Annotated in this window: 10 protein-coding genes and 1 pseudogene; 3 read left to right on the top strand and 8 right to left on the bottom strand. The window is 47.6% G+C overall.

All coding sequences use genetic code 11. The features are described from left to right. Nucleotides 1–258 precede the first annotated feature (258 nt). Both NNO04_RS14955 and NNO04_RS14960 read left to right on the top strand, forming a co-directional pair. Entirely contained in the window at nucleotides 259–918 is a 660-nt protein-coding gene (locus NNO04_RS14955) for a hypothetical protein (protein ID WP_271445347.1), read from the top strand. Then, nucleotides 902–2713, top strand: coding sequence for a hypothetical protein (locus NNO04_RS14960; RefSeq protein WP_271445348.1), 1812 nt, complete (start codon nucleotides 902–904; stop codon nucleotides 2711–2713). Before NNO04_RS14955 ends, NNO04_RS14960 begins: the two co-directional genes overlap by 17 nt. A gap of 264 nt (nucleotides 2714–2977) precedes the next feature. On the opposite strand, the gene NNO04_RS14965 is transcribed toward NNO04_RS14960, so the two are convergent. From NNO04_RS14965 to NNO04_RS14975, 3 genes and pseudogenes are all read right to left on the bottom strand, one after another. Further along, nucleotides 2978–3955, bottom strand: coding sequence for an HNH endonuclease (locus NNO04_RS14965; protein ID WP_271445349.1), 978 nt, complete (start codon nucleotides 3953–3955; stop codon nucleotides 2978–2980). A gap of 155 nt (nucleotides 3956–4110) precedes the next feature. Continuing rightward, nucleotides 4111–4779: an SOS response-associated peptidase gene (locus NNO04_RS14970; protein ID WP_271445350.1), complete on the bottom strand. Its 669-nt coding sequence runs from the start codon at nucleotides 4777–4779 to the stop codon at nucleotides 4111–4113. A 282-nt stretch (nucleotides 4780–5061) separates the two neighbouring features. Beyond that, nucleotides 5062–5226, bottom strand: a pseudogene (locus tag NNO04_RS14975) (site-specific integrase); the annotation flags it as partial. Between the two features lie 152 nt (nucleotides 5227–5378). On the opposite strand from NNO04_RS14975, the gene NNO04_RS14980 reads away from it, so the two are divergent. Next, a complete protein-coding gene (locus tag NNO04_RS14980; protein WP_271445351.1) occupies nucleotides 5379–6896 on the top strand; it encodes an EAL domain-containing protein in 1518 nt (505 codons plus the stop codon). 44 nt (nucleotides 6897–6940) lie between these two features. Here NNO04_RS14980 and uspF read toward each other — a convergent pair whose 3' ends face one another. From uspF to proX, 5 genes are all read right to left on the bottom strand, one after another. Beyond that, nucleotides 6941–7375 (bottom strand): universal stress protein UspF, encoded by a 435-nt coding sequence (uspF, locus tag NNO04_RS14985; RefSeq protein ID WP_271445352.1) that lies wholly within the window; start codon nucleotides 7373–7375, stop codon nucleotides 6941–6943. 80 nt (nucleotides 7376–7455) lie between these two features. After that, nucleotides 7456–7671, bottom strand: coding sequence for a KTSC domain-containing protein (locus NNO04_RS14990; RefSeq protein WP_271445353.1), 216 nt, complete (start codon nucleotides 7669–7671; stop codon nucleotides 7456–7458). A 153-nt stretch (nucleotides 7672–7824) separates the two neighbouring features. Further along, nucleotides 7825–8958 (bottom strand): porin OmpC, encoded by a 1134-nt coding sequence (ompC, locus tag NNO04_RS14995; protein WP_271445354.1) that lies wholly within the window; start codon nucleotides 8956–8958, stop codon nucleotides 7825–7827. A gap of 367 nt (nucleotides 8959–9325) precedes the next feature. Then, complete coding sequence (gene nifJ / locus NNO04_RS15000; protein WP_271445355.1) at nucleotides 9326–12850, bottom strand: pyruvate:ferredoxin (flavodoxin) oxidoreductase; 3525 nt, start codon at nucleotides 12848–12850, stop codon at nucleotides 9326–9328. Nucleotides 12851–13968: 1118 nt separating this feature from the next. After that, nucleotides 13969–14961 carry a glycine betaine/L-proline ABC transporter substrate-binding protein ProX gene (gene proX / locus NNO04_RS15005; RefSeq protein ID WP_271445356.1) on the bottom strand — a complete coding sequence of 331 codons (993 nt, stop codon included), beginning with the start codon at nucleotides 14959–14961 and terminating at the stop codon, nucleotides 13969–13971. Nucleotides 14962–15076 lie beyond the last annotated feature (115 nt).

Consider the following 15076-nt stretch of genomic DNA (forward strand, 5'->3'; position numbering starts at 1 on the left):
TTATTAAGCAGGAAGCGCTTATAGGCAGTAGGTACTAGTGGTTCATCGCTGAAGCATTATAATAGAATATCATGATGTAATTGAAAATATTCAGTCGGTATACTACGCACTATCAATACTCTCTTTGAGCCTATTCAATTATCTCTGTTCTTGAAGTTATATACAGCTGAACTATGCTTTTTGCATCAGACCAATGCCAACCCTAGGTATTTCAAATGAGTCAGATATATTTTGCTCGCCGACCTGAAGGTGGGATCCATGGCAATACCTTATGACAAAATGCGCAACCTTGTGGGTTTGCTCAAACTTTCAGATCCATTAGCTTATGATCGACTCTCTCTTGAATTGCGTGGCCATAGTAATGCGCTCCCCGTTGGCGGCACTATGGGGGACAGTTCATCGGCTTTGGAATACAGTATGTACGAGGGATGTGTCATTGCTGCTAACGCCTTGCAACAGATGAAATCGATAGCCAGACCAGCCATTTCCAAAATAGCTGAGCAATTGAGGGCATCTAACCGCATCGCCCTGATTGGTGAGGTCGTAGCAGCCATCTGTGCAGCAGGGCTCATCACCGCTATTTGGGGGGCACCGCCTAAAGATTCAGTGGGCCATATTACTTCAATTATACTGGCGGCCCTAACCCTGACAGGGACCCTTTCTACGCTGTATGCACGGTATTTGCGTCGCGATATCAGCGGCGCTGACGGTGTGCTCTCTGGCTCCTATCGCAAGCTGGTCGATGGGGTATGGGAAGCCGGAATTTTGGGAACTAAATTAGAGCTGCTAATTACCAAGGGAGAGGACGCCGCAGGAACAAAAGAAGCTGCGGCGTTGATCGAGCGTGCTGAAAAACTTGCCGCTGACATTTATCGTACTGTGAATGATGCTGGTGTTCCAGTTGGAACGACTGCATAGGTTCCTACCCGCTCTGCTCGCAGGGCTGCTTCTGGCCACTTGTCTGAGCGATGTCGCAGGCGCTGCCGGGATTGGACGTCCAGCTAGGCCGCCACATCCCGTCGACTCTATACGCATAGAAACTGTATTCGACACTAATAACAGACAGCTAACTCCCAAAGAACGTGAAGAGGCGACCATTCACGCACTCCAGAATCGGCCAAACAATCCGCTATTCTATTCTGGCCCTTTAGCTGTTGCAGCATACAAAAGCGGTCATTTTTCCAAGGATTCAGCAAGGAAAATAGGTCAAAACAAGTACATCTATGCCGAATGGGAGAAGCAGGAACGGGAGAGTGACAAACCTCTAGGCGTTGAGGAATGGAAACAGATCATTAAGAACGGACTTGCACGTTCATCCGCAGCGAGCGAGCACAAGCACGCACTGGAAATTGAAACTCTCAGAGCCCAGGCCAAAGAGTTTGCCGAACGAACTGACAAATTACCACCGCAGGCAATCTCTGCCCTCCAACAGGCCAGTAAGGGGAGGACAGCAGCTCTGAATGAGGAAATGCCTGGCGTTGTGGTCAAGTTAGCTGATGACCCTATATATGACAGACTAATTATTGAACACATCTGGGCACGCCATGCTGTGGCTCTCAGTACAAAAGTCAGCAAATCACATCTGAATCTCATTAATTTATTTCCAGACCCGGTAGGGGACTCGATCTTCAGCAAAATACAGAATGCCTTAGGCTCCAAAAGCAGTAAAACTGTACGTACATCGAAGATTCTGGCGGATATACTCACCGGCAAACAGCCATTCGAGCGGGAGAGACTACTGAGAGAGCTGGCGCAAGTACAGGGTCAGACATTTTATGTCGTTTCACACATCCCTGAACAGCAATCTGGCCAGGGAAAGCTCGAATTCGATGACGGAAACAAGCCAGTCACCACCAGTATCGCCAGCCTACAGGCCATATTCCAGGCAGCGAAGGTTAATTTGTTTATCGTAGGTTGTTCGAGTTCTAAGCACGCGGCAATTGGTCTGAGCAAAGACATCAACAATGTAGATGCTCTGACTAAGTTCCAGGAAGCAATCATTTCTGAGCAACCGAAAAACTTGTTCGAATGGTACGCCGCGTTTGCTGCAGATGCACTGGTTGTAATCGACCCTCTTGCCTCTAAAGTATTCGGCCAGGATGCCGCCCAGCACCCGCTCAGTGAAATAACCTTAATAACCGGCAACAAGCCGATCTCCTATGGGTATGCGGGGACCTACGCTCTGCCTCCTGCAACCCCACAGATTGGTACTCCTCCCTCAGTAGCAATGGCAGTTGCTGCCAAAAAACTGATTCCACCATCAGCCTGTTCATTCAACCCTTCTCCTTCCCAGATTGAGGCGGCAAAACGGTTTGCTCCAGCAGGTATCTCGTTGTTGGTGTTGGCGATGGCAATGTCTATTTTTTTGACATTAAAAGAGGAAATAAAAAAGAAAGGCACCGAGTACCTTGGCGCCACAATGATGCCCATCATTATTGGAGCCCCTATTCTGATAAGCATATACGCTTGGCTGAATAAGTACGCTACTTTCGCTCCAGGACCCTGGCTTGGTATATGGTGTCTTGTTTATGGTGCTCTGTTCACCCGACATGGAATAACCCAAATTTTCAAAATCAGGCCTAGGAAACTAAATGCTTCGATCGTTCTTGCTGGGATTCTACTGACATGTTCGCTGCTCTTCAGTTTGTCATATTTCGGATTCTCAGCAAATTCATCTATCCACACATTCTGTACTGCTTTTTCGTCTATGTAATGAATAAACCAGACTGGTTGAGCTCAACCTAAAGTCATAGTTTTAAATCTGTTGAACTTTGAACCTAATAGGTGCTGCCTCAGTAACCCTGCATCAAAATAAATTCAGCTAATTACCATGGCACTTCAAATTGAATCACCCGCAGAGCGGTTCAATAAGTGTGTTGCATCCATCGGTTGAACTCTCAGTTCATAGCAGCAGAGCAGCTATTTTTCTTAACATAGCGATCATCTGATGAAATGTAATCGCTATGAAAAACGACTTCTAAAGATGGATGGTCTGATCCTGCTGAATACTTATCATTGGGCCATATGCTTTAGTAAATTTTTTCCACCTTTCTACAAGGGAACCATGATTAATTTTGTATGCAACGTTCAACCTTTTCCCATGATATCTAGTATATTCTTTATCTCTGATCTGGGGAGCAAAGTAAATAACGAACGATTCCGGGTCGATAGCAAATAGATCAAGATCGTACAGAGTGTGCATGTCACAACGCAATAGCAACCCATTGCTTACATGGTTGTGTGTATCGTTTTTGTACGCAGTGATGTGTGCGGCTTCGAGGATATCAACGATTTCACAATTACTAACTGCGCATTTAGCAGATTGAGCTATCAAACTGTCACGAAATGCTTTTTGCCCGCGTCGTTGCTTAATCTGACGCATAACTGCTTTTCTCTGATCTTCTGCATCGAGGATAGTATCGTCACTATCCGCTTCGGTAGGTGCCAATTGAATGATGTTGCTCAACAGATTGCTTGCCCATTCGAAGTTAATTTCTTGAATTGAACTCTGAACGTTGTAGCGTAGAGTGTTAGATATTAAATCTGTCATGGCCACCGAATTAATGGAATTGTAGTTTTTTTTATATTCAGCTTTAAATGATAATGCGGAAGTGTCTTCCGTTTTAGGGTGATCGAATTCATGTCCGTTGCTGCAGCGCCACTCTGGTTTTTTAAATTTCCGATGAATTAACTTTGCTGGTGTGCAATTATCATTTGGACACCGGTTACGAATCTTTGTATATGGAATTGAGGATAAATTATCTATAACTGATATCCCTAGGACATTTTTTCTATCCGTTATTATGACAATATCACCTTTTTTTACCTGCTTATGGTTTGGGACAAAATTGTCATATCTGTAAAAGCTAGTTGAGTCATCTTGATAACCATTATTCCCAAAGTACCGGAGATCATCCTGACCTACTGCTTTAAAAGACCATGCTTTCCGATTCATCCATTTGATTCCATAGTAAAAGTAGCAATTGAATCATATAGCAATAAAACGAAAAGTGAAATGGCTGGGCTTCGGTAGTCAGCTATAGCGACCATAAATATTCTTGATCATAGCAGACAGTCGTGTGCAAAGAGGAAAGCAATTGGCTTCATTCCCTATACTGCTTTGATCAGCTCCGGTCCTTGATTTTTCACATTACCAACTGCACAGGTTACTGCGTGCCAGATGAACATTTTTCCAGGTATTGAACCGTCGGCAACAATTTCTTCTGCTCCTTTCCCTCCAATATCCTGCCGCATCCACTCCCGAGCTGCTTCCGGTGATAAAACCAGCGGCCGGCGATCATGAATATCTATCAGTCCTTTATCCGCAGTAGTCGTCACAATCAGAAAACCTTCTGCCTCATCGCCGCGTTCGAAGGGTGCGCTTCCGATTGCCGCCATGAATATTGGCTGTCCATCAGCTCGGTGAATGAAGTAGGGTTGTTTCTTATCACCTTCCTTTTTCCATTCAAACCATCCGTCCGCAAAACAGATTGCCCGGCCATGTTGCCAAAGGGGTTTAAACATTCTGCTGGTGGCAGCCGTTTCAATGCGCGCGTTAATCAGTGGCGGTTTATCCCACCATCCTGGGGCGTATCCCCAGAACACAGGATCGAGATGCAATTGTTCGTCACGTTCGCTCAGCAACAGGACTTTGGTGCCTGGCGCAACGTTGAATCGTCCTATAGGTTCTGGATCGTATGGGATGTCGCGTTCGGCTTCTTCTGAGAGTAAGGCGAGATAGTCTTCACGCGTCATTGACTGTGAAAATCGACCGCACATAGAAACCTCCAGCCAGATGTCAGACTAAAAGTATAGGGGCAAATTCAGGGGCAAAATTTATTAAAAAGGACAAAAAAGGGGCATGAAAAGTGTAAAAGGGCGGTGGTTGGTGTAGCTATATAGGGTTGGTAACTAATTGAATTATTAAGAAAACATATAAAAATCAGAGATGTATTAATGACGGTGCATTACCTTCAGGTTGTATTGTTCTTTCTTTGTAACTTCTTGATTATCTTGCATTGTTTACTGTCTCAGGCACCAAAAGGGTGGGCGCATTATCATGCCCATCTGGCTAGTGATAAATGACGGGTTAGCTCCGGCTGGCAAAAGCCAACAGGTAAAAGTATGCCGCGTATGGTACGGATTACGGCGACGAATGTCAGCACGTTTTATAGCAACGTTCTCTCTTGCCTCAGGGCGATTTTGCGCCTTGTACGGCTTTTGCTCTTTCCTGCGTTTGGCTGTGTTCTTAGCGCGTCGAAAATGCTGATAACGGGTAATTTTAATATTTATTGATTAATCACACTTTTTTTCTGTAAGCAGACTATTTTTACGATTCAGGAAAGCCATAAAAAATCTCCCAAAACCGGAAAGCCATTATGCGAGCAACGCTGGTCTCCTTACTTTGTGGTTTAGTGTTTTTTATTGTCGGTGTGACGGCGCTGAACTGGCAACTCTGGCGCGCGGCATACACAGACAGAGTACAGGAAGCAAAACTGTCGGTATCCCTTGCAGACAGCATGGTGGATGAAGCCATAAAAGCGGTTAGCATTGTTCGCCCGCTGACCGCCGGTTCCTGCACTCCTGATGCGCAGCGGGTATTAAATCGCGAAGCGGCAATGGGGCCACATTTACGTTATGTGGTTCTGATCCGAAATCACGAAGTATGGTGTTCTTCTCTGCTGGGAAGTCAGACACGAAAAATTCAAGAAGATAAATCGACGGCGACCAGTCTTACACTTTATCCCGGTGATGAAATCACCGGAGGAACACCAGTGCTCTTTTATCTGGCGCCGGGTATTTCGGGTTATGTGGGGGCGAGTATTGGGTTCGTACATCTCAACACCGCGCTCAAGACCGCGTCCAACCGAATACAGCTTACCCTCGTGGTAGGTAATAAAATGTTAGATTACAACGATGTTGTCAGATCTTTCTCGTCAGTCCGGCAGGATAAGGCGCATCAGCAATCGTTGCGTTATCCTTTCAGAATTGAATATGACCCACCGCCTTTTTTTAGTCTGACACGGTTGATCTCTCAGGGCGGCTTTCTTACCGCTATCCTTGCGATCATGTCGCTGGTAACCGGATGGATACTCCACCGTTATCTGAGTAAATATACGACCCCTGAAGAGAATTTACGCCGGGCGATAGAAAAGGGAGAGATCATTCCCTTTTATCAGCCCGTGGTAAATGGGGCGAGTGGCAAAATTGACGGTTTCGAAATACTGGCACGCTGGAAACATCCTGAAGCGGGCTTTATCCCTCCAGATGTTTTTATTCCGGTTGCAGAAAAAACCGGTCTGATTATCGAACTGACGCATAAGCTGATGATGCGGGTCATCGATGATCTTACCCCGGTGCTGCCTCACTTACCGGAAGGTCTGCATATTGGTATCAACATCAGTGCGGCGCACGGGCAAAGCGAAGAACTGGAGTATGATTGCCTGCATCTGCTGGATGTCTTGTCCGCGAAAAAAATCACGCTGGTACTGGAAGTGACAGAACGGGAACCTTTAGCCTTAACACCGAAAAGCCTGTCGATGTTTGCCCGTTTGCGAAGTCATGGCGTGCTGGTGGCGCTGGATGATTTTGGTACCGGCTATTCCGGTATTTCTTATCTCAACGAATTTCCGGTTGATTTCATTAAAATTGATAAAAGCTTTGTGCGACGGATTAGCAATACCCCGGATTCAACCCTGCTGGTTGACTGCGTTATTGATATGGCGAAAAAGATGTCGTTGAAAATCATCGCAGAAGGCGTAGAGACGCAGCATCAGGCTGATTACCTGAACGCCAAAGGGATTCATTATTTACAGGGGTATTTTTTCTGGCGTCCGGTGCCTTTTTATCGGCTGGCACCTGCATTGTTATTTGGTTTTCATCGGATTTCGTTATAAAAAAACCACCTAAAAGCCCGCAACGGCGTTGCGGGCGGCACTGTTTAGCGAACAACCAGCACGGAACACTCCGCGTGACGTACCACGGCAGCGGCGTTGGAGCCCAGCAGATAGGTGGTGATATCTGGGCGATGCGAGGCAATAATCACCATCTCGGCCGGTAACTTTTTCGCCATTTCCAGAATCTTATCTTTTGGAGAGCCTTCCTCAACATGCAGATGGACTCTGTCTCTGGGGATAGTGAACTTCCTGGTAATTTCTTCCAGTTGAGATTTTGCTTCGGCTTTCAGATCGTCCATCGCGGGTAATTCAGCCGAATACGCCAGACCTAATGAGGCGTAATAGGGCAGTGACGGGATCACGGTCAAAAAATGGACCTGTGCGTCGTCAATTTTTGCCTCCGCTTCGACATGGGCAATCACACGTTGAGTTAATTCTGAATCGGAAATATCGATAGGGACAAGAATCATTCTGCTCATAAAACCTCCTGTTTAAGTATCCACCTAAATTCTATCTCGTGATAGCACTTTATGTATAATGACGGACGTCACATTTTGTGTCATTTCAGTTCCCGTTCCGCAAATTTTCCCTTAATTACGCCGTCATAAAATCGCCCTTTGGAGACAACGTTGAGAAAATTATTAAATATACGGGCGGGAACATCCTGATATTGCAAAACAGTATCAGGGTGATGAAAGCGAATTTCCAGCGTGCGGGATGACTCATCATAGCCGACGGATGCGATCCGCGATGATTTTACAGGATGGTGGAGCATGGCAGGTGTCCGTTATGACTGGTTCTTATGCAAGTCATCATCTATCAAACGGAGATTTTTACGCAACAGATATTGTTTTAGCAGAAATAGAATAATGTCGTGATGGACGGGGGGAAGGGAGAATAGCCCGCTGTTGCCAGCGGGCCGGTAGACTTAGAACTGGTAAATCAGACCCAGTGCTACGATGTCGTCAGTGGCGATGCCGTTGTCAGCATAGAAGCTGTCGTCTTCGTCCAGCAGGTTGATTTTGTAATCAACAAAGGTGGACATGTTTTTGTTGAAGTAGTAAGTCAGGCCGATTTCAGCATAGTTCACCAGATCCTGGTCGCCGTCGGTGCCCAGATCCTTGCCTTTAGACATCAGGTAAGAAATGTTCGGACGCAGACCGAAGTCGAACTGGTACTGAGCAGTCACTTCAAAGTTCTGTGTTTTGTCGGCGATGGTGTTGTAGCTGTCACCATACGGGGTCATGTTACGGGTTTCGGAGTACATTGCAGCGAAATAGATGTTGTTCGCATCGTATTTACCACCGACAGTCCATGCGTCAGCTTTGTCGCCGCCAGCAGTAGAGAATTCAACCTGCTCGTTAGTACGGTCAGAAGAGGTATACGCCGCACCCAGCGTTACGCCCATACCGAAGTCGTAAGAGGTGGAGATACCGAAACCGTCACCGTTGGAGTTTTTGATGTTACGTTTGTCGTTACCGTTACCAGTACCTTCCTGGATTTCCTGGCCATTTTCGTCAGTAACCTGGTTCTCGTTAGCACCCTGGAACTGCAACGCGAAGCTCAGGCCGTCAACCATACCGAACATGTTGTTGTTACGGTAAGTCGCAACGCCGTTGGCACGGCCGGTCATGAAGTTATCCGCTTTGGTGTAAGAGTCGCCACCGAATTCTGGCAGCATATCCACCCAGCCTTCTACGTCGTACATTACGCCGTAGTTACGACCGTAGTCGAATGAACCGTAGTCACCGAATTTCAGACCCGCGAAACCCAGACGGGTGAAGCTGTTGCCGTGGTCGCTTTCAGTGGTGTTGGTGTTAACCTGGTATTCCCACTGACCGAAGCCGATCAGTTCGTCATTGATCTGAGTTTCGCCTTTGAAACCCATACGCATATAAGACTGGTCGCCATCAGCGCCAGCGTCGTCAGACATGTAGTGCAGACCGACTACTTTACCGTAAAGATCTAATTTGTTGCCGTTGCTGTTATAAATTTCAGCGGCGTGGGTAGCACCTGCGGCTAACATAGCAGGAATAACGAGAGCCAATACTTTTCTTTTCATCGAAATAATCCTTTAGTTTTTTTTAATTACCTGTGACTACCCGTATGAGGGAGTGAAAGCATGCTAAATGAGAAGTTCCGTAAATCGATAAATATGAATTGTTACGCGTTAAGTAAAATCTTAAATAAATAATTCCGCTGAAATAGTGATAATTTTCATGAATGATTTGGCGTGAAATATATAAAATAAAAATTATACAAGCGAAATTTGTTGCGATATTCTGCGCGGGTTATATGCCTTTATTGTCACTTTTTGCTTTTTTCGTTGGCCATTGCGATGGGGTTTTATTTCCCAGCGAATAAATTGACAAGCCCGAACCATTGTTCGGGCTTTTTTTTATCTGAACGCTAATTTTTTACTTTCAGGTTCACTCCGCATCACTCTTTTCCGCTTTACCGGCTAATTGCGCAAGGAAGTCATAGCGTTTTTGCAGATCCGCCGTAGCGTCTTTCCACAATTGCTCGGCCACTTCTGGTTGTTGGCTATTCAGGCGACGGAACCGCTGCTCGTTGAGCAACGTCTCAGCCAGCGCGTCTGACGGTGGGCGAGAATCCAGCGCCAGCGGTCGTTTGCCTTCATCGGCCCGACGTGGGTCAAAGCGATACAGAGGCCAGAAGCCGGTTGCGGTTAACTGACGCATCTGATCGTGACTTAACGCCAGGTCGTAGCCATGCTCTTCGCAGGGGCTGTAGGCGATGATCAGCGACGGCCCCGGATACGATTCAGCTTCCTGAATCGCCTTCACTGTCTGGTTCAGTTGCGCCCCCAATGAGATCTGTGCGACATAAACATGACCGTACATCATCATACTGACGCCCAAATCTTTACGCGCCTTCCGTTTCCCGTGTTCGCCAAATTTCGTCACGGCACCCAGCGGCGTCGCTTTTGATGCTTGCCCACCGGTGTTGGAGTAACACTGGGTATCCAGTACCAGAATATTGACGTTTTCGGTCAGACTTAATACATGGTCAAGACCGCCAAAGCCAATATCATAGGCCCATCCGTCACCGCCAATCAGCCAGATTGATTTTTCGACCAGCGCATCGGCATCGGTTAACAGTTCACGCGCAGCGTCAACATCTTTAAGATGCAGGCGCAATGCGGCGACCTGTTCGCGGCGCACTTCAGGCGTGGCATCGGCATGCAGCGCAGCATTTAATTCTGCGGGGATCAGATCTGAGAACTGTTCCAGCAGGCGCATAACACGTACCCGGTGTTGATCCACCGTCAGACGGAAGCCCAGGCCAAACTCGGCGTTGTCTTCAAACAATGAGTTTGCCCACGCGGGCCCGCGACCATGAATGTCGGTGGTGTAAGGCGTTGAAGGCAGATTGCCGCCATAGATTGAAGAGCACCCGGTGGCGTTGGCGATCAACATTCTGTCGCCGTACAACTGCGTCAACAGCTTGATATACGGCGTCTCACCACAGCCGGAACAGGCGCCGGAATACTCGAACAGTGGTGTAATCAACTGCGAGGTACGGATATCGATACGCTCCAGTTTGCTGCGATCAATCTCCGGCAGGCTGAGGAAGAAGTCATAATTTATTTTCTCCTCCTCAACGTGCTCAAGACGCGACATCATGTTGATGGCTTTGATATCCGGATTTTGACGATCTTTTGCCGGGCAAACTTCGACACACAAATTACAGCCGGTACAGTCTTCGGGCGCAACCTGCAGAACGTATTTCTGACCGCGCATATCGCGTGATTTCACATCCAGCGAATGCAGGCTGGCCGGCGCGTTTTCCAGCGCCTCAGGCGAAACCACTTTGGCGCGGATGGCTGAGTGAGGGCAGGCGGCGACGCAGTGGTTACACTGGGTACACAGCTCTTCTTTCCAGATGGGGATCTCTTCAGCGATGTTGCGTTTTTCCCAACGGGTGGTGCCCATCGGCCAGGTGCCGTCCGGCGGCAGCGCGGAAACGGGCAGGGCATCGCCAAGACCGGCGAGCATTGCGGCGGTGACGGTTTTCACAAAATCAGGCGCGGCGTCGGAAACGACCGGAGGACGATTCGCACTGTGCGGATCCACCGCCTGCAGGGGAACTTCGGCGACCGACTCACGGGCCAGCGCCAGAGCCTGCCAGTTACGCTCTACTAAATCCTGGCCTTTACTGCTGTAGCTTTTCGCAATGGCGCCCTGCAACTCCGCCAGCGCAGTGTCGCCCGGTAAAATTTGCGTTAGATGGAAGAACGCCATCTGCATGACCGTGTTGATGCGGGCAGCCAGACCGCATTCACGGGCAATTTTGACGGCATTGATAACGTAAAAACGGGCCTTCTTCTGGTTAAGAACCGCCTGAACTTCCTGTGGCAACCGCGACCATACCTCATCAGCATGATAGGGGGTGTTAAGCAGGAAAATGCCGCCAGGTTTCAGACGCTCCGCCATTTGATATTTGTCGATAAACTGCAACTGGTGGCAACCGACGAAATCCGCCTGGGAGACCAGATAAGCAGAGCGAATTGGCTGCTCGCTCACCCGCAGGTGAGATACGGTCAGGCCACCTGCTTTTTTGGAGTCGTAGACAAAATAACCCTGTGCATACCACGGCGTGGAGTTACCGATAATCTTGATGTTATTTTTGGTTGCTGAAACGCTACCGTCACTGCCTAAACCATAAAACAGCGCTTCGAGTTTTGCGCTGCCGGGCAGCGTGTTTTCAGGCAAAGGCAGTGACAGATTGGTCACATCATCATAAATGCCTACCGTAAAACGCGGTTTTGGTTTGGCGCTGTTCAGCTCATTAAAGACGGCCAGTACACAGTCCGGGCCAAACTCTTTTGACGAGAGACCATAACGCCCCCCGATGACACGCGGTAAAGATTCGCGCTCACCGCTGTTGAAGGCTTCGGCCAGGGCTGTCATCACATCCAGATACAGCGGTTCCGCCTGCGCGCCAGGTTCTTTGGTGCGATCCAAAACGGCAACCGCACGAGCGGATTCCGGTAACGCTTGCAGTAAATGGCGGGCGGAGAAGGGGCGATACAGGCGGACTTTCAACACGCCGACTTTTTCGCCGCGTGTAAGCAGTTCATCAACGACCTCTTCACAGGTGCCGATTGCGGAGCCCATCAAAATGATGACGCGTTCGGCCTGCGGGTGACCGTAGTACTCAAACGGTTGGTACTGACGCCCGGTGGCGGCGGCGAAGTCGTTCATCGCCTGTTCAACGTGGTCGTAAACGGCGTTATACCACGGGTTGGTTGCCTCGCGAGACTGGAAATAGGTGTCCGGGTTCGCCGATGTACCGCGGATCACCGGGTGCTCCGGATTCAGTGCGCGGGCGCGGTGCGCATCAATTTCAGCCTGCGGCATCAGGCTCAGAATGGTGTCATCGGCCAGCGGGACAATTTTATTGATCTCATGTGAGGTACGAAAACCATCAAAGAAATGAATAAACGGCACGCGGCTTTTCAGGGTGGCGATGTGCGAAATCAGCGCAAAATCCTGCGCTTCCTGAACGCTACTGGCACACAGCATAGCGCAACCGGTTTGGCGAACGGCCATCACGTCGGAATGGTCGCCAAAAATAGACAACGCGTGTGTGGCGAGGGTCCGGGCAGCAACATGGAGGACAAACGGGGTAAGCTGGCCTGCCAGTTTGTACAGTGTCGGGATCATCAGCAGCAGACCCTGCGAGGACGTAAACGATGTAGACAACGCCCCGGTCTGTAACGCGCCGTGAACAGTGGCGATTGCGCCGCCTTCCGACTGCATCTCCACGACGCGCGGGGTGTCCCCCCACACGTTTTTAAGCCCGTCTCCGGCCCAGGCATCCGCCTGTTCAGCCATTGTCGAACTTGGCGTAATCGGGTAGATGGCGATAACTTCACTGGTACGGAACGCGACTGAAGCAACCGCACCATTACCGTCAATAGTAATCATATGACACCCTTACATTGCGCAAAATAAAGGGACGCGCGAAACCTCGGCGAGTCCTGTAGTTATCCTCTAATTATAGGACTTTCCTGTATTCCCTTGAAGTTATGAGGCTTTCGAGTGCACAAAATGACACAGTGGGCGCATTTGTGGCGTTTCGGTTTTGGTTTTTTAGTTAAGCATATCCACCTGATTTCGATTGATTTACACGAGTCATGTAGCATAAATCTCGTTAATTCTGAGGGCCCGTATGTGTGGCGATGAATGACGGATGTGTTCTTGCAGTTAATCCGATTGGTATACCTGTGTCATGACGGTCAGCGAGCGCGATAACGCGATTCCGCTTTATGGCCACTTTCTCCCTGCGGTACCCCTGAGATGTTTTAAAACAGACTATGCATTAATGATTTTATCAGAAAAAGTAGTGACAAAAATTATTGTCTGGCTTATTTACGGTTCGTTTTTATCGGCTCCTGTTTTCTATTATTAATCCACCATTACTGCTATGAGAATCACAGTGGTGATGTCTGTGCCAAACAGGAGTTTTTGTTCGTCCATTTCAATGGGTGTAATAAAGAGATAATTAGTGATAATAAATGTAAGGGGGACTGTCTTCATACTATGGCAGATTAATTCTTGTACATGGCTGGGTATTTGTTAGACTGGAGTTGTCTCACAATGTTTAAGAGAATCAACAGCTATCTGGGCAATAAAAACGTCAAAGTGTGTAATCAGTTATCAAATGGATTAAAAATGTGTATGAGAGAAGATAAACTTATTTTTTTTGTTGTTGCTGCAATCGAAGCAATCGCTATTTGGGAACTTTTCATGAGGTTATGGAATTGAGTCTTATTTGACGAATATTTCGTGTGGCGCGTGTGGGTTCATAGTGATTAGGTGACTAGCACTGTAGAGCAGTGAAGTAGAAATGTATTATTACCCTTATTCCAATCTGGAAATGAAGATTCTACGAGAGTAACGTGAAACGGTATTCTTTGGCAGAAGTTGTCTCGTAATGAAATGCTAATTACGGTATGGCAAAAATGTGATCGTGCAAGGGGAGTACCAAACCCAATTTTTCAGAATGAAAAGATTGAGTCTGGTGTGTTCACGCATAAGGTGTGTTACTTAACGTCCAGTGCCTGTTTAACCCAACCTTCAAATTGCGGCTGGTGGGCTTTAATCCAGCTATCAACGTGTTCCTGAATATCTGCTTCTGATGCGGAACCGTTATGCATCATGGTATTCTGTGCATTAATATCTGCGAGCGGTAGTTTCATCAGACTAAACAACGCTGCGGCCTGAGGGTTTTTCTGCGCCCAGGCTTTATTGGCGACAATATTCATGGTATTTACCGGAAAACCATAGTTGGCACCATTTGGTAACTTGGTGTCTACATCTTTCTGGGCGCCAGGCATGGAGGAAAATGGCACCTGTAACCACTGTACATCTTTGCCCGGTACCATCACATCGCTCACCCAATAGGGTGTCCAGGTATAATACAAAATAGGTTTACCCTGTTTGTGACGCGCAATCGTATCGGCAATCAAGGCAGCATAATTGCCCTGGTTGTGAATCACGGTATTGCTAAGGTTATAGGCCTTGATCTGATGATTTATAACGGCTTCACAACCCCATCCCGGGTTACAACCTGTAAGGTCTGCTTTGCCGTCACCATTGGTATCAAATAATTTGGCGATTTTAGGATCTTTCAGTTGTGCGATATTGGTGATCTGATATTTTTCGGCGGTTTTTTTATCGATTAAATATCCCTGGGCTGCATCTTCAACGTAATTACCCTTACGATAAAGTTTTTTGTCACCGCCTGCAGATTCATACATATCATCATGCAGAGGTTGCCAGTTAGTTGCCATAAAAGTGGCATCGCCAGAGGCCACAGATAAGTAAGCAACGTTGGGATCGACTTCGCTTGGTTTATTAACAGTATAACCAAGCTTTTCCAGGCCGCGAATCACCAGCAGCGTCTGAAAAGTTTCTTCTGCCAGGGTACCCTGTACAGGTTGAATGGTAATGCCTTTGCCTGGTAAGTCTGCCGCCAGAGTACTGGTGGTAACGAGTGTGGCAAGAGTTGCCGCTAAAATAGTTGTACGTTGCATTGTGATCCCTTTTATAATTTTCATATTGAAATACCTTACTCTGCGTATTTGAATGCTCGCTGAGATGTTTATCAAATACGTTATATAAGATATCTGCTTAAGTTTGCTCGCTATG

Origin of the sequence: Citrobacter sp. Awk 4 (genome assembly GCF_028069725.1) — a bacterium.
Classification (GTDB): Bacteria; Pseudomonadota; Gammaproteobacteria; order Enterobacterales; family Enterobacteriaceae; genus Citrobacter_D.